The 17,482-nt window shown below is 64.4% G+C and carries 16 protein-coding genes; 15 read left to right on the top strand and 1 reads right to left on the bottom strand.

All coding sequences use genetic code 11. The features are described from left to right. Positions 1 to 5 precede the first annotated feature (5 nt). From MUU56_RS14810 to MUU56_RS14780, 7 genes are all read left to right on the top strand, one after another. The gene (locus tag MUU56_RS14810) at positions 6 to 1,076 is read left to right on the top strand and encodes an ABC transporter ATP-binding protein (protein WP_244768044.1); all 1,071 of its coding nucleotides are present in this window, start codon (positions 6 to 8) and stop codon (positions 1,074 to 1,076) included. Continuing rightward, a complete protein-coding gene (locus MUU56_RS14805) occupies positions 1,069 to 2,775 on the top strand; it encodes an ABC transporter permease subunit (RefSeq protein WP_244768043.1) in 1,707 nt (568 codons plus the stop codon). Before MUU56_RS14810 ends, MUU56_RS14805 begins: the two co-directional genes overlap by 8 nt. Beyond that, positions 2,772 to 3,860: an aldose epimerase family protein gene (locus MUU56_RS14800; RefSeq protein ID WP_244768042.1), complete on the top strand. Its 1,089-nt coding sequence runs from the start codon at positions 2,772 to 2,774 to the stop codon at positions 3,858 to 3,860. Before MUU56_RS14805 ends, MUU56_RS14800 begins: the two co-directional genes overlap by 4 nt. Then, a complete protein-coding gene (locus MUU56_RS14795; RefSeq protein ID WP_244768041.1) occupies positions 3,857 to 5,557 on the top strand; it encodes a phytoene desaturase family protein in 1,701 nt (566 codons plus the stop codon). Before MUU56_RS14800 ends, MUU56_RS14795 begins: the two co-directional genes overlap by 4 nt. A gap of 49 nt (positions 5,558 to 5,606) precedes the next feature. After that, positions 5,607 to 6,389 carry an SDR family NAD(P)-dependent oxidoreductase gene (locus MUU56_RS14790; RefSeq protein ID WP_244768040.1) on the top strand — a complete coding sequence of 261 codons (783 nt, stop codon included), beginning with the start codon at positions 5,607 to 5,609 and terminating at the stop codon, positions 6,387 to 6,389. A 41-nt stretch (positions 6,390 to 6,430) separates the two neighbouring features. Then, positions 6,431 to 7,084 (top strand): HAD family hydrolase, encoded by a 654-nt coding sequence (locus MUU56_RS14785; RefSeq protein ID WP_244768039.1) that lies wholly within the window; start codon positions 6,431 to 6,433, stop codon positions 7,082 to 7,084. Positions 7,085 to 7,279: 195 nt separating this feature from the next. After that, positions 7,280 to 8,305 carry a LacI family DNA-binding transcriptional regulator gene (locus MUU56_RS14780; protein ID WP_244768038.1) on the top strand — a complete coding sequence of 342 codons (1,026 nt, stop codon included), beginning with the start codon at positions 7,280 to 7,282 and terminating at the stop codon, positions 8,303 to 8,305. Here MUU56_RS14780 and MUU56_RS14775 read toward each other — a convergent pair. Next, positions 8,286 to 9,362 carry a nuclear transport factor 2 family protein gene (locus MUU56_RS14775; protein ID WP_244768037.1) on the bottom strand — a complete coding sequence of 359 codons (1,077 nt, stop codon included), beginning with the start codon at positions 9,360 to 9,362 and terminating at the stop codon, positions 8,286 to 8,288. The genes MUU56_RS14780 and MUU56_RS14775 overlap by 20 nt on opposite strands. A gap of 193 nt (positions 9,363 to 9,555) precedes the next feature. On the opposite strand from MUU56_RS14775, the gene MUU56_RS14770 reads away from it, so the two are divergent. The 8 genes from MUU56_RS14770 to MUU56_RS14735 all read left to right on the top strand — a co-directional run bounded on the left by MUU56_RS14770 (position 9,556) and on the right by MUU56_RS14735 (position 17,481). Next, the gene (locus MUU56_RS14770) at positions 9,556 to 10,800 is read left to right on the top strand and encodes an ABC transporter substrate-binding protein (RefSeq protein WP_244768036.1); all 1,245 of its coding nucleotides are present in this window, start codon (positions 9,556 to 9,558) and stop codon (positions 10,798 to 10,800) included. 83 nt (positions 10,801 to 10,883) lie between these two features. Beyond that, positions 10,884 to 11,912 carry a carbohydrate ABC transporter permease gene (locus MUU56_RS14765; protein ID WP_244768035.1) on the top strand — a complete coding sequence of 343 codons (1,029 nt, stop codon included), beginning with the start codon at positions 10,884 to 10,886 and terminating at the stop codon, positions 11,910 to 11,912. Between the two features lie 10 nt (positions 11,913 to 11,922). After that, the gene (locus MUU56_RS14760; RefSeq protein ID WP_244768034.1) at positions 11,923 to 12,804 is read left to right on the top strand and encodes a carbohydrate ABC transporter permease; all 882 of its coding nucleotides are present in this window, start codon (positions 11,923 to 11,925) and stop codon (positions 12,802 to 12,804) included. 5 nt (positions 12,805 to 12,809) lie between these two features. Continuing rightward, complete coding sequence (locus tag MUU56_RS14755) at positions 12,810 to 13,874, top strand: ABC transporter ATP-binding protein (RefSeq protein ID WP_244768033.1); 1,065 nt, start codon at positions 12,810 to 12,812, stop codon at positions 13,872 to 13,874. Between the two features lie 5 nt (positions 13,875 to 13,879). After that, entirely contained in the window at positions 13,880 to 14,410 is a 531-nt protein-coding gene (locus MUU56_RS14750; protein WP_244768032.1) for an ester cyclase, read from the top strand. A gap of 4 nt (positions 14,411 to 14,414) precedes the next feature. Beyond that, positions 14,415 to 15,725 (top strand): histidinol dehydrogenase, encoded by a 1,311-nt coding sequence (gene hisD, locus MUU56_RS14745; RefSeq protein WP_244768031.1) that lies wholly within the window; start codon positions 14,415 to 14,417, stop codon positions 15,723 to 15,725. Further along, complete coding sequence (locus MUU56_RS14740; RefSeq protein WP_244768030.1) at positions 15,722 to 16,495, top strand: SDR family NAD(P)-dependent oxidoreductase; 774 nt, start codon at positions 15,722 to 15,724, stop codon at positions 16,493 to 16,495. The genes hisD and MUU56_RS14740 overlap by 4 nt, the downstream gene beginning before the upstream one ends. Before the next feature lie 8 nt (positions 16,496 to 16,503). After that, positions 16,504 to 17,481: a nuclear transport factor 2 family protein gene (locus MUU56_RS14735; protein WP_244768029.1), complete on the top strand. Its 978-nt coding sequence runs from the start codon at positions 16,504 to 16,506 to the stop codon at positions 17,479 to 17,481. The last annotated feature ends 1 nt before the right edge of the window (position 17,482 follow it).

Genomic DNA, 17,482 nt, shown 5'->3' with positions numbered 1-17,482 from the left:
GTTCGATGAGCCCAGTCAACGCTTCCGGGCCGTTCCTGCGGCTTTCAGGCCTGTCATTGTCGTTCGGTGCGTACAAGGCGCTGCACGATTTGTCCCTGGACATCGGGGAGGGGGAGTTCTTCTCCCTCCTCGGCCCCTCCGGCTGCGGCAAGACGACGACGCTACGGCTGATCGCGGGCTTCGAGGCGCCGGATCGGGGCAACATATGGCTGGCAGGCGACGACATCACGACGTTGCCGCCAAACCTGCGGGATACCAACACGGTCTTCCAGTCATACGCCCTCTTCCCGCACATGACCGTGTGGGAGAACGTCGCCTATCCGCTCCGCATGAAGGGCGTTGCGAAGGCGGAGATCGCAACGCGCGTCGATGATGCGATCGCCAAGGTCAATCTCGGCGCCTTTGCCGAGCGCCTGCCCCATGAGATGTCCGGTGGCCAGCGGCAGCGCGCCGCGCTCGCCCGGGCCATCGTCGGCCGCCCGAAAATCCTGCTGCTGGATGAGCCGCTGGGTGCGCTCGATCTCAAGCTGCGCGAACAGATGCAGCACGTCCTCGTCGACCTGCAGAAGTCGCTCGGCATCACCTTCATCTACGTCACCCACGACCAGGGCGAGGCCCTGTCCATGTCCGACCGCATCGCCGTGATGAGCGGCGGGCTGATCCAGCAGATCGGCACGCCGGAGGAGATCTACTACAGGCCGGCCAACGCCTTCGTTGCCGACTTCATCGGAAAGTCGAACAGGATTTCCGCTTCGCCGAATCCGGGGGATGCTGCATCCTTGCGGTTCGGGCCGGTCGACATTCCCCGCAGCCGCGTGGCCGGCAGGGCGCAGCCGAGCGCCGTCGCCCTGCGCTTCGAAGCGCTCGACGTGCAGCCGGAAGGCCGCTGCGATGTGACCTTCGACGCAAGGATCGCTCGGGTCATGTTCCTCGGCAGCGTCATCGAGGTCGTCATGGAAAGCGGCGGCCAGATGCTGACGAGCCATGTTCCCTCCCGCAAGGGGCTCGCTCTCAAGGTCGGTGACACCGTGCCGGCGGGCCTGCTCTTCGACGACGTGGTGTATCTCGATGACTAGGTCCTCCGAAAAACTCGTCAAGCTGGTCTCCTCCGCCTCGCCGGGGCTGATCTACCTCTGGCTGCTGGCGCTCGTCGTCGCCCCCAACCTCGTCCTCTTCGGAACCAGCTTCTTCAAGGCGTCGGCGGGTCTGGTGACGGACGAGGTGACGCTGAGGAACTATGCGGCCGTGTTCCAGTCGAGGACCGTGCTCGTCCTCGTGATGCGGACGCTGGTCACCGCCTTCGTCGCCGCCGCGCTCGCCTCGCTCGTCGCCTATCCGCTGGCATTCTACGTCAGCCGCTACATGCGCGGGATGAAGCAGGTCGCCGTCATGCTGGTTGTCATCCCGCTCTGGATCTCGCTGCTGATGCGCGTGTTCGCCTGGCGCGTCATCCTTGGCGAGAACGGTGCGATCAACTCGCTGCTCGTCACGCTCGGCATCCTGTCCGAGCCGTCCGACGCGTTCCTCTATACGCGGTTTGCCGTCGTCCTCACGCTTGCCTACATGGCCATTCCCTATGTGTTCGTCTCCTCCTTCACGGCCCTGGAGCGTGTTCCGGAAAGCCTGCTGGAAGCAAGCCGGGATGCGGGCGCGAACCGGTTCCAGACGTTCACGAACGTCGTCTGGCCGCTCTCCAGGCAGGGGCTTGCGATCGGCTTTTCCCTCGCCTTCCTGCTGGCCGTCGGGGATTATGTCAGCCCGTCCATGGTCGGCGGCCTCAACGGCACGATGCTCGGCATGGTCATCGCATCGCAGTTCGGCATGGCCGGGAACTGGCCGCTGGGCGCCGCGCAGGCTGTCATCCTCATGCTCGCGGTCGCCCTCATCCTCGCCGTCATCGGCTATCTCGGCCGCTCGAAGGGGATCATCCAGGCCGTGGATTCGGGCGCGGGTGCGACGCTGAAGCGCGCGGCCACGCTGCGGGGGCGTATCGGCCAGATCCTGCTGAAGCTGGCCGTCACGCTGCCCTATCTGTTCCTCTATGCGCCCCTGGTGGTCACGCTCGTCTTCTCCTTCAACGACAGCCGTGTCCAGACATTCCCGCTGACGGGTTTCACGCTCCAGTGGTATCGGGAACTGTGGACGAACACCGCCCTCATCGAGGCGTTCCAGCGCACGCTTTTCGTGGCCGTCCTGTCGACGGCGGCCGGCACGGTCATCGGCGTCGCTTTCGCTCTCATCCTCGCCTATCGTGTCCGGGCCTTCGGCAACGTGCTGCAGCTTGCCCTGGCGGTCCCCGTCGCGATACCCGGCATCGTGCTCGGGATTTCGCTGGCCATCGTGGCGCAGTTCTCGGGCCTGCCGCAGGGGCTGCCGCGGGTGATCGTCGGGCATCTGAGCTTCGTCATGCCGGTCATCATGCTGATCGTGCTGACGCGCCTGAGGGCGCTCGACCCGAGCTTCGTCGAGGCATCGCTCGATCTCGGCGCCACGCGGATGAAAACGTTGCTGCATGTCCTGCTGCCGATGATCCGCTCGGCCATCATCGGCGGCGCCATGCTCGGCTTCACGCTTTCCGTCGACGAGGTCATCGTGACGCTGTTCCTGACGGGCACCGAGCCGACGCTTCCGGTCTATGTCTGGAACCAGATGCGCTTCGGCTTCACGCCCTCCATCAACGCCATTTTCACCCTGATCGGATTGATCTCGGTCGCCTTCGTTCTCTGCGGGCTCTGGGTCATCAATCGCACCAATGCAAGGACGCTGCGAGCATGAACACCACCGCCAGGAAACAAGAAGCCGATGCCGCCGAAGTGTTCGGCACCTATGAAGGGCAGGAAATCCTCGCCGTCACCATCGCTAACGGCAACGGCCTCAGGGCGAAGCTGATCACCTTCGGCGCCCGGCTGACGGAGCTATACGTTCCCGATCGCAACGGCGATCTCGCCGACGTGGTCCTCGGCTTCGACACGATCGAGGAATATGCGGCGACGGACACCTATTTCGGCGCGACCTGCGGACGCTACGGCAACCGGATCGAGGGCGGCCGGTTCGTGCTTGACGGCGTCGAGCATCACCTCAACGTCAACGAGGGCGCCAATCACCTGCATGGTGGCGTCCAGGGCTTCGATCGCAAGGTCTGGGACATCGAGACAGTCACGGCGGACAGCGTCGTCTTCAGGACGACATCCGAGGATGGCGAAATGGGCTTTCCTGGCAAGTCGAACCTGCGGGCGACCTATACACTCGCAGCGGACAACACGCTGCGCATCGTCATGGAGGCCGACACGACCAAGCCGACGCTGATGAACATGGTGCACCATTCCTATTTCAACCTCGCCGGCCAGGGCTCCGGCGACGTGCTGCGCCACGACGTCAGGATATCGAGCCGCTTCTATACGCCGGTCGACGACGAGCTTCTCGCGACAGGGGAGATCCTGAGCGTCAGGGGCACGCCGTTCGATTTCACCGAATTCAAGGCCATCGGCGCCGATATCGACAGGCTGCCCTCCGTCGGTGCGACGATTTTCGAAGCTGGCGGCGGATATGACCACAACTGGTGCCTCGACGGTGGCCCGGGTCTGCGCAAGTGCATCGACGTGCACGAGCCTGTCTCCGGCCGGCGGATGACCATGCATACGACGGAGCCGGGCGTGCAGTTCTACACCGCCGGCTACCTGTCGGACAAGGTGATGGGCAAGAAGGGCAAGCGCCTGTGCAAGTATGGCGGCTTTACCCTCGAGACCCAGAAATATCCGGGCTCGCCGAACTTCTCCCACTTCCCGTCCTGCCGTCTCGATCCCGGCGAAACGTACCGGCATGAAATGGTCTTCTCCTTTGGAACGGATGCTGCGTCATGACCACGAGATATGATGTCGTCATTGTTGGCGGAGGCCATAACGGCCTCGTTGCGGCCAACTATCTCGCGCGGGCCGGAAAATCCGTTTGCGTGCTGGAGGCACGCCATGTGGTTGGAGGTGCCTGCGTCTCCGAGGAACTGGTGCCGGGCGCGACATGGTCGTCCTGCTCGTTCATCCAGGGCATGCTGCGGCAGGAGGTCATCGACGATCTCGAACTGGCAAGGTTCGGCTTGCGATCGCTCTCACCGGAAGTCCAGGGTGTCGCGCTCTGGGAAGACGGCGACCACTTCATGCTCCACCATGATGTCGACGAGACATTGAAGTCGATCGGCCGGCACTCGCCGGATGACGCGCGTCGGTTCTTCGAGTTCGGCTCGAAGCTGAAGCGATTTGCCGATATCTCACGCGACTGGCTGCTGTCTGATCCGCCGACCCGCTCGGAAGTGTTCGGGCGCTTCGAACGTCTGGGCGAAACTGAGCTTCTCAACGAGTTCATGGTCGTGTCGGCCCAGGATCTGCTCGACCGGTATTTCGTCTCGCCCCGGCTCAAGGCCTACATGACCTTCCTTGCCATGGTCTCGACCTGGGGCGGGCCGCAGACGCCGACGACGGCGCATGTCTACGGATACCATGCCTTCGGACAGTTCGAGAACGTATTCGGGCGGTGGGGCATTCCGGTCGGCGGCATGGGCTCGATCACCGCCGCGCTCCGCAAGGGTGCGGAAGCGTTCGGGGCCGTGGTGCGCACCTCCGCGCCCGTCGCGGAAATCCTCGTGCGTGGCGGCCGGGCGGCGGGCGTTCGCCTTGTCGGCGGCGACGTTGTCAACGCCGATATCGTCATGTCGAACGCCGCGCCGACGGTCGCCCTCGGCAGGCTGGTCCCGGCCGGGGCGATGAAGGAGGAATGGCGCAGGGAAGCGCTCCGCACCGACGTGCGGGGCTCCATGGCCCGCATCCACGTGCTGCTCGATACGCTGCCGCACTATAACGGCTTCGAGCCCGGCCTCGGGCCGCAGCATCTCGGCCACACGATCCTCAACGCATCAGCCGAGAACTACGAAGCCGCGGCGGAAGCCCAGCGGCGCGGGCGGTTTCCTGATGATTTCGTCATCGAAGGCCTCATCCATTCCGCGACCGATCCCAGCGTCTGCAAGCCGGGGCAGCACACGCTGCTGCTCGGTGTCCAGCAATTGCCGTTCCATCTGGAGAAGGGCGACTGGGACGACCACAAGGAAGCCTGGACCGACCGTGTCATGGAGACCTTCTACCGGTTTGCGCCGAACCTTCGCGGTCATGTCATCGGCCGAAATACGGTGTCGCCTCTCGATCTCGAGCGTACCTACGGCCTGCCCGGCGGCAACATCTTCCAGCGTTCCATCGTGGGCCTCGAAAACCTGTTCTCGGAGCGCAAGGCGCCGGGCGGGGACGGATACCGCACGGCGGTGGAGGGCCTCTATCTCTGCGGTTCCGGCGCGCATCCGGGTGGTGGCGTGACGGGGGCTCCCGGCCACAATGCGGCCAGGCGGGTGCTCGCCGACATGTCCGGCGATCGTGGCCCGGTGCGGCGCCATACGGAGCTCAGCAAGAGCCTGATGGATCGTGTCCTGGAAACGGGCGTCGGCAAGGATCTCGGTTACCAGGTCGCCCAAAGCAAGCTTCTGCGCGGCGTCACGCGCCTCTTCGCCAAATCGAAATGACAACAGGGGCGCCAAGGCGCCATCGTATCGATCAGACAAAGGACACAAGATGAACTACGATCTCATGGAAGGGCGCGCAAGCTACCCTAGTCTCAAGGACAAGCATGTCTTCATCACCGGCGGTGCATCGGGCATCGGCAGGTCGCTTGTGGAGCATTTCGTCGATCAGGGGTCTGTCGTCACCTTCGTCGATTTGAACGACGATGCAGCGGCGGATGTGATCAAGGGCTGCGTCGCCCGCGGCGGCCGTCCGCCGGTCTACCAGTATCTCAACCTGCGCAATGTCGAGGCGCTCGAGGCCTTCATCACGAAGAGCGGGGTCGAGCGCGGGCCGATCAGCGTTCTTGTCAACAATGCGGGCAACGACGACCGTCACCAGCTTTCCGAAGTAACGTCGGAATATTTCGACGATCGCATAGCGGTGAACCTGCGGCACCAGGTGTTCGCGGCCAAGGCCGTCGTTTCGCAGATGAAAGGGTTGGGTGGCGGCTCGATCATCAATCTCTCCTCCATAACCTGGATGGAGGCGGATGGCGACGGCGTGTGCTACGTCACGGCAAAGGCCGCGGTGCACGGAATGACGCGTGCACTGGCGCGCGAGCTCGGCCCGGACAATATCCGCGTCAACTCCATCGCTCCGGGCTGGATCATGACCGAACGGCAGGTGGACCTGTGGCTCACGCCCGAGGGCGAAAAGCAGATCGATGCGCGGCAGGTTCTTCCCGGCCGGATCTATCCGCCGGAAATCGCACGCATGGCCCTGTTCCTGGCCTCCGACGACAGCCGGATGATCTCGAAGCAGTCCTTCATCGTCGATGCGGGCTGGATCTGATCCGCAGGCGCCTTGGCGGCGGCTGGCAGGAGATGTTTTACGTGAAGACAAGATACCGATCGATCATCTACGATTTCGATGGCGTCATCCTTGATACGGTGACCGCCAAGGTCGATGCGTTCGCGCATGTCTACCGCGACGAGGAACCTGCGAAGATCGCCGCCATCAGGGCCTATGCCGAAGCCAATGGCGGCATGTCACGCTGCGAGAAGTTCCGATACTTCGAGGGTTCTGTTTTCCACCGGCCGCTCTCGGAGGCCCGGCTCGGCGAGCTCTGCACGCAATATCGCGCGGCCGTGGAGGCTGCCGTCGCATCGGCGCGCTTTATCGATGGCGCGCTGGAAGGGATAACGCGCCTTCACGGCATTGCGGCCCAGCATGTCGTTTCCGCCGCCCCCGAAGACGAGCTTCGGAGCGCTTTGGCCGAGCGCGGGATTTGCAACCGGTTCAAGTCGATCGGTGGTGCGCCGAAATCCAAGCTCTCCGAATTTCGCCGGATACTCGGCGAGGATGCCGTCGAGGCGGGGGAGGTTCTCGCCATCGGCGATTCCCTCATGGAATATCACGCCGCAGTGGACCTCGGCATTCCATTCCTGGCGATCGTCGCCCCCGGCGTGCCGGACAGGTTCCCGGACGGCGTTCAAAGGGAAGGCAACCTCTTGAACCTCGTCTCGCTCATCAACGGACAGGGATAACCGAATTGTCCGGCATGAAGGGGACGAGGACGAAATCATCGAGATCGGGACCGTCGCTTTCAGCGTCTACGGGGAAGGAGCCGCCCGGGTCTCTGCGGCCCACCTTTGCTCACGTAGTCAAAATTTCGGCGTCGGCCGTTGCCCGCACCGGCCCCCATGGGTTAATGGAAGTTACCTCCAAGGAACCGATGGGCAATGTCATCTCCAAAGAACCCGGCAAACTCGATTGAAGTTGCGCGTCTGGCAGGTGTGTCGCAATCGGCGGTAAGCCGGGTGTTTCGACCCGGAGCCAGCGTCTCGAAAAAAATGCGCGAAAAGGTGCTCAAGGCCGCCGCCGAGCTCGGCTACAGGCCGAATGCGCTGGCGCGGGCGATGAACAGCGGCAAGTCCAGGCTGATCGCGCTTCTGGTTGCCTATCTCGACAACCAGTTCTATCCCATCGTCCTCGAACAATTGTCGCGAAAGCTCCAAAGGCATGGCTATCACGTCCTGCTCTTCATGACGGAGCCGGGAAAGCAGGACGAAGTCGTCGAGCAGATCATGCAATACCAGGTCGAGGGGATCGTCATGGTCTCGGCCACGCTGTCGTCGTCGCTGGCGCGCGAATGCGCGCGGACGGGCGTGCCGGTCGTCCTGTTCAATCGATATGTTTCGTCTTCGCCTGCCAGTTCCGTGACGTCGGACAATGTGGAGGGCGGTCGGCAGATCGCGCATTTCCTGGTGGACGGCGGCCACCGGCGCATCGCCTTCATTGCCGGGGCCGAGGACTCCTCGACCAACCGGGACCGCGAGGCGGGCTTCAACAAGGGAATGGCCGAGCGCGGCGTACCGGTGTTCGCTCGCGCGGTCGGCGCCTATACGTTCGAAGGCGCGGCCGAGGCGACGCGCGCGCTCTTCAGGGGAAGCGAGCGTCCGGACGCCATTTTCGTCGCCAACGACCACATGGCCTTTTCGGTCATGGACGTGATCCGTGACGAACTGAATTTGCGGATTCCCGACGACGTGTCCATTGTTGCCTATGACGATGTTCCCGAGTCGTCCTGGAAGGGCTACAAGCTCACCACCGTGGCGCAGCCGGGAGAGGCGATGATCGATGCCACGATCGAGATCCTGCTCGCGCAGATCAACGAGGAGGTCGTCCGCCGGCGGAGCGTGGTGCTGCCGAGCCGTCTCGTCGTTCGCGCCTCGGCGAAGCTTCCGGTCACATCCGCCCCCGATTGAAGTGGCTTTGCGTCCGGTCGATGACATCGACCCCCATCTGCGTCAGCAGGTCGAGAATATCGAGCGGCACCCAGTTCTCGCGGATCAGGCCCTCGTGATGCAGATAGAAGTCCATCACGCGCATCGTGACGAGCCTGTCGGTGGCGCCGACGCCGAGAAAGCTTCCGCCGCTGTGATAGGCCATGACGCTCGGCCATCCGCCCGTCACGGAATAGGGCCCGTCGCCGACGCGGATGTAATGGCCGCCCTTCTTGGCGGACGCGGCCACGTCCTTCTCGGTCCACTGACCGCCGCCCTTGCGATTGGGGAAGGCCAGCCTGAAAGGCAGCTGGTGGTAATCGACGAAGCCCTGGAGCCCCCTCGTCGTACCGATCCCCGACGGCCCGTACCACATCATCTTCGGATGCCAATATTCTTTCTGCGGCATGTCGAGAAGGCCCTGCCTTCCGCGGCCGTCGAGATCGTTGTAGTCGCCGAGCGTCTTGTGCATCGCCAGCGTCTGCGCGATGCTGGCGGCGGACTGTCCGGGATCGGTCGCCGTCAGGACGATGCCGTCGCCGGTGATAGGCCCCGCCCAGTGCCCTTCGGTGCCCAGACTCGGCGCGATGGGCCAGAAGCCCGCCTGCCTGATGAGGTCGAGAATGTCCCAGAGGCAGGTGGCCTGGACGATCTTGCCGTCTTTGACCTCGTAGACCTCGCCGTAGCGCAGGAAGACGGGCCGGCCCGTGGCCGGGATCGACAGCCAATCGTGCCGGAACGTGCCGCAATAGTGGCCGACGGCAGCGACATAATCCCGCCCCTGATAGTCGCCGCCGATGAGGATCAGGTCGCGCCGCTCGAGGTCGGGGAGGGCGCGCTTGAGAGGCAGCCAGACCGTTTCGAGCGCCTGGTCGCGTCCTGTCATTTCGTTGAGGGGATGCGACATTCGCCACTGCGCATCTGCCGTCGACACCGAGGCCAGGCGGGCCGGAAGCTCTGACGCCGCCGCTTCGGCGATCTCCTGCAACGCCCGGTACAGGCTTTGCTTGTTGGCGACATGCCGGTCCGAATTCTGCATTTCCTGTCCTCCCATATCGGTGGTCGCGGCGCGGCGGCGAATGTCCTGCAAAGGGCTTAGTCGCCAAACTTGAAAATTGTTATTGACTACGTAGTCATTTTTTGCAAGCCTTTAATCATCGGGTCAGGCGCCGGTTGGGACGGCGGACGATCGACGCCGAAAACAAGAAGAACCGACCAGAAGGAGAACGCAGATGACAATGACAGTCACGATGAAGGCGCTGTTGTCCGGAGCCATGTTGATGGCGCTGGCGACGACGGCGCAGGCCGCATGCGGGATCGAGAAGGGCTCGATCCGCATTCTGGGCAATGATTTTCCGGCGATCCAGGCGGTCACGGCCGCGGCCGCGACCTGTCGGAGCGATACGGTGCAGTTCAAGGTGAACCTGACCCAGGATCACGAGAGCCTCGCGGTCGCCGCGCTGAAGGCGAATCCCGCCGAATACACGTCCCAGATCGTCGCCAGCTCCTCGATCCTGCCGCTCCTCAACGACGGCCTCATCCGGCCGCTCGACGATTACGTCGCGAAGGATGGCGCCGGGCTCAAGAAGACCCAGCTGATCACCATCAACGGCAAGGTCATGGCCGTCGCCTTCATGGCCAATGCGCAGCACCTGTTCTATCGCGAGGACATTCTCAAGGCGGCCGGCGTCGAGCCGCCGAAGACCTATGAGGAGGTGCTTGCCGCGGCCAAGGCCATCAAGGACAAGGGCCTCGTGAAATATCCCTTCGGCGGCACCTACAAGGCCGGCTGGGACCTCGGCGAGGAATTCGTCAACATGTACATCGGCATGGGCGGCACTTTCTTCAAGGAAGGCTCGGCCGAGCCTGCGATCAACAATGAGAAGGGTGTGGCGGCGCTGGAGATGATGAAGGCGCTGAGCGCCTACATGAACCCGGACTACCTGACCTTCGATTCCAACGCGCTCCAGGCCGAATTCGAGGCCGGAAACGTCGCCATGGCGAACTTCTGGGGCTCGCGCGCCGGCGCGGTGACGGATGGGGAGGGCTCGAAGCCCGAGATCACCGGCAACATCAAGTTCGCCGCCGCACCGACGGTCGCCGGCGGCACGATCCCCGCCACGACGCTCTGGTGGGATGGTTTCACGCTGGCGACCAACATCTCCGACGACGACGCTGCGGCGACCTTCAAGGCACTGGCATCGGGCGTGACCAAGGAGGTCGCCAATGCCAATACCGACAAGGCGGTCTGGCTGGCGGACGGCTTCAACCCGGGACCGCTTGCGCAGGGCACCCTCGAATCGGCGAATGCCGGTGCGCTTCCCTATCCGATGGAACCCTATATGGGCCTGATGCACACCGCGCTTGGCAATGGGCTCGCGGAATTCATGCAGGGCAAGGAGGACGCCGCCAAGGCGCTTTCCGACGTCGAGGCGACCTACAGCGCCGCGGCCCAGGCCGCCGGCTTCCTGAAATAGGGCCGCGCCGGCTCCGCCACGTCGCGGGCAGGCTGCCTCGCCCGCGAACACCTGATCCACAACCGGCACAAAGGGAGGGCTCGATGCCGCATCGGACATTCATTGCGTTTATCCTGCCGTCAGCCCTGGCGATGCTGATCTTCATCGCCCTTCCGATCGTCTCGGTTGTCGTCCAGTCGCTGTTCATCGAGCACGAGCGGGTCATGGTGACCGCCGAGAATTGCGGCCCCTTCGGCTGCAAGAAGGAAAGCCATGTCGACGAGGCGGCGACGGCCGAACTCAGGCGCGACCAGCCGCTCGGCCGCTTCAACGGCCTCGGCACCTATCTGGACCGCAAGCATCTCGCGGCCAAGGAGGTGCGTGAGGCATTCGCCGAGGCCAGCGGGCCGATCGATTTCCTGACGCGCGTCGGCAGCCTGCCCCTGTACAAGGCCTTGGGCTTCACGCTCGCCTATACGTTCGTGGTCACGCCGCTGGTGCTCATCCTCGGCTTCATGATCGCACTCGCGGTCAACGCGCTCCCGTATTTCGTGAAGGGGCCGGTGATCTTCGCCTCCCTCCTGCCGATGATCATCACGCCGCTGATCGGCTCGCTGATCCTGTTCTGGATGATCGATGCGAACGGCATCATCGGAGCGTCGCTCCAGGCGCTGTTCAACGATCCGGACCTCTCGCTCAAGGCGTCACCCACGCTGACCTGGATCACGCTCATGGTCTATGGCGTCTGGCACTCGGCCCCCTTCGCCTTCGTCGTCTTCTATGCCGGTCTCCAGACCCTGCCGCATGACACGCTCGAAAGCGCGATGATCGACGGCGCCAACCGTTTCGAGCGCATTCGCTTCGTGGTCCTGCCGCACCTGATGCCGCTTGCGATCTTCGTCGGGCTGATCCAGCTGATGGATAATTTCCGCGTCTTCGAACCGATCGTCGGCTTCAATGCCGGCGCGAGCGCGACATCGCTCTCCTACGCGATCTACACCGATCTGCGCAGCACCGGCGCGCCGCTCTTCGGCTCGGCGGCGGCGACCTCGATGCTGACCATCATCGGCATCTGCATTCTCATGGCGCCCGTGCTCGTGCGGACCTGGCGCGATTTCAAGCGTCGGCACTGAGGAGTTGGCCATGTCGGTCCTGACTGCAAAGACCTCACCCTGGATGCGCGGGGCCGCGATCGGCTTCATCACGCTCTGGCTGCTGATGGCGGCCTTCCCCTTCGTCTGGACGCTCTGGGGATCGTTCAAGGTGCAGGGCGATTTCTTCTCGCGCCAGGACTGGCTGAATGCGCTCTACGGCGTCCAGACGCTCGCCGAGACCGGCAGCAGCTTCACCGGCCGAGGCTATTACGGCGCCTGGGTCGAACGCGAGTTCTGGCGTTCGGTCATCAATACCGGCATCGTGACCGGCTTCGTCGTGGTCATCTCGCTGACCTTCGGCACGCTGGGTGGCTACGCCCTGTCGCGCTCGACCGCCCGCTATGCCTTCTGGATCCTGATCGCGGCGCTGATCTTCCGCGCCATGCCGCATATCACGTTGCTGTCGGGCTATCTGCTGCCCTTCTTCCAGCTCGGTGTCTGGGGCTATCTGTCCACGGCGATCATCGTGCTCGTGGCGATCAACCAGCCCTTCACCATCTGGATGCTCAATTCCTTCTTCCAGACCATCCCGAAGGACCTCGACGAGAGCGCGATGGTCGACGGCTGTTCACGCTTCCAGGCGTTCCGGCTGGTCATCATCCCGGTCATGTGGCCGGGCGTGATCACCACCGGCCTGTTCTCCTTCCTGCTCGCCTACAACGATTTTGCGGTCACCGCCGTCCTGCTCTCGCAGGAGAACCAGACGATGGTGCCGAAGATCGCGAGCTTCATGGGCAGCACGCAGGTGCAGGGCAATGTGATGTTCGCCGTCTCGGCGGTCGTCTCGGCCACGGTGCCGCTCTTCATCCTCGTGCTTTTCTTCCAGCGCCACATCGTCAGCGGGCTCACCGCCGGCGCAGTCAAGGGTTAACCGGCATGGCGACCATCAGCCTCAAGAATGTAAGCAAGAAATGGGCGGGGTTCACCGGCGTCGATGCGCTCAGCCTCGACATTGCCGACGGGGAGTTCCTTGTGCTGCTCGGTCCCTCGGGCTGCGGCAAGACCACGACCATGCGCATGATCGCCGGTCTCGAAACCATCTCCGACGGCGAGATCTGGATCGGCGATCGCGTGGTCAACACGCTGGAGCCCAAGGACCGCGACATCGCCATGGTGTTCCAGTCCTACGGCCTCTATCCGACCATGTCGGTCTACGAGAACATCCGGTTCCCGCTGAGGGTGCGCAAGGTTCCGCGCGAGACCCACCATGAACGCGTCATGCGGGCGGCCGCCATGGTCGAGCTCGGCGACTTCCTGGAGCGGCGGCCGGCGGCGCTGTCCGGCGGTCAACGGCAGCGCGTGGCGCTCGCCCGCGCCATCGTGCGCCAGCCGACCGTCTTCCTGATGGACGAGCCGCTGTCCAATCTCGATGCCAAGCTGCGCGTCTCGACGCGCGCCCAGATCAAGAACCTGCACCACGAACTGAAGACCACCACGATCTACGTCACCCATGACCAGATCGAGGCCATGACGCTCGCCGACCGCGTGGTCGTCATGAACCGTGGGATCGTGCAGCAGGTCGGCACGCCGATGCAGATCTACGACCGCCCGGCGAACACCTTCGTTGCCGGCTTCATCGGCTCGCCGGCCATGAACCTCATCGAAGGCGACATCCGGTCCGGCGTTTTTACCGCGACCAACATGCGGGTCGAGGGCCTTGCCGGCATGCCGGACGGTCCGGTGACGCTGGGCTTCCGGGCCGAGGATGCCGGCGTGGCGGACCGGGGCGGCCAGATAAGCGCGCCGGTCTATTCCATGGAGCTGCTCGGCGATGCCTCGATGGTGACCGTGCAGTGCGGCAAGGCGCTCGCCGCGGTCAAGACACCCAAGGATTTCCGCATCGCGATCGGCGCACCGGTGGGGATCACCGTGCCGGCCTCGATCTGCCACTTCTTCGATGCCCGCAGCGGGCATCGCATCGAACATCCAGGAAAGGATTGATTGACATGAAAGGCTCAAGACCGGAACAGGGCGTCCTCACCAAGGACAACGACCACAGCAAGACCGCCGAGACCAAGGCGGTGATCGAAGGCATGGTCGATGGCCTCAACGACCATCGCATCTCCGATATCGGCGAGTTCTTCGCCGAGAATTTCCGCTGGCTCGGCAATGCCGGCTGCGGCACCAAGATGGGCCTCAAGGAGTTCCAGCGGAACTGGCAGCATCCGTTCCAGGCCGCCTTCTCCGACAAGGTCTGCGTCGACGAGGCGCGTCTCTTCGACGGCGAGTGGGGCGCTGCCTTCGGACGCCAGGAAGCCACCCATTCCGGCGAGTTCATGGGCATCGCCCCGACCGGCAAGCGCGTCGAGATCCGCTACATGGACTTCTGGAAGGTCGTCGACGGCAAGATCGTCGACAACTGGGTCACCGTCGATTTCCCCCATGTGATGCGCCAGCTCGGCGTCGATCCGTTCAACGGCCATGGCTGGGAAGCCTATGACAGCGGCGAGAAGGTTCCGCCGAAGAAGCAGGGATGAGACCATGCCTGTCACGTATCTGAAGAAGGGAAAGTCCGCGGAGGAGCGGTCGGGCGACGACGCCACGGTCCGCGCCAATGTCGAGGCGATCCTGGCGGATATCGAGGCGCGCGGCGATGCCGCCGTCCGCGCGCTGTCCGTCAAGTTCGACCGCTACGATCCGCCGGCCTTCCGGCTGACCGCGTCCGAGATCGAGGCCCTGATGAACCGGGTCTCCGCCCGCGACATGGCGGATATCCGCTTCGCCCAGGCACAGGTCCGGCGCTTTGCCGAAGCGCAGCGTGCCTCGATGACGGATGTCGAGATCGAGACGCTCCCGGGCATCATCCTCGGGCATCGCAACCTGCCGGTCCAGTCGGTCGGCTGCTACGTTCCGGGCGGCAAATTCCCGATGGTCGCTTCGGCGCATATGTCGGTGCTGACCGCGTCCGTGGCCGGCGTGCCGCGGATCGCTGCGGCGACACCGCCCTTCAAGGGTGCGCCGAACCCGGCCGTCATCGCGGCGATGCATCTCGGCGGCGCGCATGAGATCTACGTGTTGGGCGGCATCCAGGCCGTCGGCGCGCTGGCGCTCGGCACGCAGACGATCGAGCCGGTGCACATGCTCGTCGGCCCCGGCAACGCCTATGTCGCCGAAGCCAAGCGCCAGCTTTTCGGGCGGGTCGGCATCGACCTCTTCGCAGGGCCGACCGAGACGATGGTCATCGCCGACGAGACGGTGGACGCCGAGGTCTGCGCCACCGACCTGCTGGGCCAGGCGGAGCATGGCTACAATTCGCCCGCCGTGCTGGTGACCAATTCGCGCCGGCTCGCCGAGGCGACGATGGCCGAGGTCGAACGCCTGCTGAAGCTGCTTCCGACCGCCGAGACGGCATCCGCCTCCTGGCGCGATTACGGCGAGGTCGTCCTTTGCGACAGCCATGAGGAGATGCTTGCCGTCGCCAATGACATCGCCTCCGAGCATGTGCAGGTGATGACCGACCGCGACGACTGGTATCTGGAGAACATGACGGCCTATGGCGCGCTGTTCCTGGGACCGCGCACCAATGTCGCCAATGGCGACAAGGTGATCGGCACCAATCACACCCTGCCGACCAAGAAAGCCGGCCGATATACCGGCGGGCTGTGGGTCGGCAAGTTCCTCAAGACGCATTCCTACCAGAAGGTGCTGACCGACGAGGCGGCCGCGACGATCGGCGAATATTGCTCGCGCCTGTGCATGCTGGAAGGTTTCGTCGGCCATGCGGAGCAGGCCAATGTGCGCGTGCGCCGTTATGGCGGCCGGAACGTGCCATACGGAGCGGCCGCCGAATGACCCCCGCATCCCTGCCACGCACGCCGTCGTTCCGGCTGGATGGCCGTCGCGCCCTGGTCACGGGGGCGTCGTCCGGGATCGGGCTCGGCGCTGCCGCGGCGCTGGCGGCGGCGGGCGCGCATGTCGTGTGTGCCGCCCGAGGCCGGGAGCGGCTTGCGGACGTGGTGAGGGCGATCGGCGCGGAAGGCGGAAAGGCCGAAGCGATAGCGTTCGACATCGCGGATATCGCCGCGATGCGGGACGCCATCGGCGGGCTCGAACCCTTCGACATCTATGTCAACAGCGCGGGGACTGCGCGCCATGGTCCCGCGCTGGAGACGCAGGTCGCCGATTTCGACAGCGTTTCGGCCATCAACTGGCGGGCGGCGCATTTCTCGGCGGCTGAAGTCGCGCGCGGCATGATCGCCCGCGGCCGCGGCGGATCGATCGTCACGATCTCGTCCCAGATGGGCCATGTCGGCGGGGTCGACCGCTCGGTCTATGCGGCGTCGAAACATGCGCTCGAAGGCATGACCAAGGCGATGGCGATCGAATGGGCGCCGCACGCCATCCGGGTCAACACGATCTGCCCGACCTTCATCCGCACGCCGCTGACCGAGCAGACCTTCGCCAACCCCGAGCGGACGCGATGGATCACCGAGAAGATAAAGCTCGGCCGGGTCGGCGAGATCGAAGACATCATGGGTGCCGTCGTCTTCCTGGCGTCGGACGCCGCGGCGCTCATCACCGGAACTTCCCTTCTTATCGATGGCGGCTGGACCGCCGGTTAGGAGACCGCATGCCCCTCAAGGGATTTGACAAGAAATTCAGGGATTTCCCCGACTACATCCTCGGTGTCACCAAGGAGATCTGGGAAGATCGCGGCATTGCCACCCTGCACCAGTATTACGCGCCCGATATCGTCGTGCGCTCGCCGGCCTCGGTGGTTCGCGGCAACCGGAACGTCATCGGCGCCACCATGGCGACGCTTGCGGAATTTCCGGACCGCCAGCTCCTGGGCGAGGACGTCATCTGGTCGGGCAGCGACGAAGACGGCACGCTGCTGTCCTCGCACCGCCTGCTGTCGATAGCCACCCATCTCGGCGACGGCGTCTATGGCAGGGCCTCGGGCAAGTCCCTGACCTACCGGATCATCGCGGACTGCGCCGCGCGCGACAATATGATCTACGACGAATGGCTGATCCGGGACCAGGGGGCGATCGTGCGCCAGCTCGGCTGGGATCCCAAGCAGTTCGCGATCGACCTGATCGAGCGCGAGGGAGGCTCGGAAGCCTGCGTCAAGCCGTTCACGCCCGAGATCGACATCGCCGGCGACTACAAGGGCCGCGGCAACGACCATCCGGTCGGCAAGGACTACGCGGACTTCCTTTCCGCGATCATGGCGGCCGATTTCAGGGTCATTTCGAAGGTCTACGACCGCGCCTGCCAGCTCGACCTGCCCGGCGGCGTCACCGCTCATGGCCGGGGCGCGGCGGATCGCTTCTGGATGGAGTTGCGCGCGGCGTTTCCCGATGCCCGCTTCGAGATCCACCACGTCATCGGCCGGACCGATGCGGCAATGCCGCCGCGCGCGGCGCTCCGATGGTCGCTGACGGGCACCCATGACGGCTGGGGCGGCTTCGGCGCGCCGACAAAGGCGGAGGTCCACATCATGGGCATGTCGCATGCGGAATTCGGCCCCTACGGCCTCAAGCGCGAATTCGTGATCTTCGACGAAACCGCGATCTGGAAGCAGATCGCCCTCAAGACGGGATGAG

Origin of the sequence: Shinella yambaruensis (assembly GCF_022899355.1) — a bacterium.
Lineage (GTDB): Bacteria > Pseudomonadota > Alphaproteobacteria > Rhizobiales > Rhizobiaceae > Shinella > Shinella yambaruensis.
This window is presented reverse-complemented; position numbering and strand designations above follow the sequence as displayed.

Bases quoted from the DNA above. Each gene is read 5' to 3' on its own strand.
- hisD (WP_244768031.1), top strand. From the start codon at position 14,415: ATGCCTGTCACGTATCTGAAGAAGGGAAAGTCCGCGGAGGAGCGGTCG.
- MUU56_RS14755 (WP_244768033.1), top strand. From the start codon at position 12,810: ATGGCGACCATCAGCCTCAAGAATGTAAGCAAGAAATGGGCGGGGTTC.
- MUU56_RS14775 (WP_244768037.1), bottom strand. From the start codon at position 9,362: ATGCAGAATTCGGACCGGCATGTCGCCAACAAGCAAAGCCTGTACCGG.
- MUU56_RS14740 (WP_244768030.1), top strand. From the start codon at position 15,722: ATGACCCCCGCATCCCTGCCACGCACGCCGTCGTTCCGGCTGGATGGC.
- MUU56_RS14795 (WP_244768041.1), top strand. From the start codon at position 3,857: ATGACCACGAGATATGATGTCGTCATTGTTGGCGGAGGCCATAACGGC.
- MUU56_RS14750 (WP_244768032.1), top strand. From the start codon at position 13,880: ATGAAAGGCTCAAGACCGGAACAGGGCGTCCTCACCAAGGACAACGAC.
- MUU56_RS14760 (WP_244768034.1), top strand. From the start codon at position 11,923: ATGTCGGTCCTGACTGCAAAGACCTCACCCTGGATGCGCGGGGCCGCG.
- MUU56_RS14770 (WP_244768036.1), top strand. From the start codon at position 9,556: ATGACAATGACAGTCACGATGAAGGCGCTGTTGTCCGGAGCCATGTTG.
- MUU56_RS14780 (WP_244768038.1), top strand. From the start codon at position 7,280: ATGTCATCTCCAAAGAACCCGGCAAACTCGATTGAAGTTGCGCGTCTG.
- MUU56_RS14735 (WP_244768029.1), top strand. From the start codon at position 16,504: ATGCCCCTCAAGGGATTTGACAAGAAATTCAGGGATTTCCCCGACTAC.
- MUU56_RS14765 (WP_244768035.1), top strand. From the start codon at position 10,884: ATGCCGCATCGGACATTCATTGCGTTTATCCTGCCGTCAGCCCTGGCG.
- MUU56_RS14790 (WP_244768040.1), top strand. From the start codon at position 5,607: ATGAACTACGATCTCATGGAAGGGCGCGCAAGCTACCCTAGTCTCAAG.
- MUU56_RS14810 (WP_244768044.1), top strand. From the start codon at position 6: ATGAGCCCAGTCAACGCTTCCGGGCCGTTCCTGCGGCTTTCAGGCCTG.
- MUU56_RS14805 (WP_244768043.1), top strand. From the start codon at position 1,069: ATGACTAGGTCCTCCGAAAAACTCGTCAAGCTGGTCTCCTCCGCCTCG.
- MUU56_RS14800 (WP_244768042.1), top strand. From the start codon at position 2,772: ATGAACACCACCGCCAGGAAACAAGAAGCCGATGCCGCCGAAGTGTTC.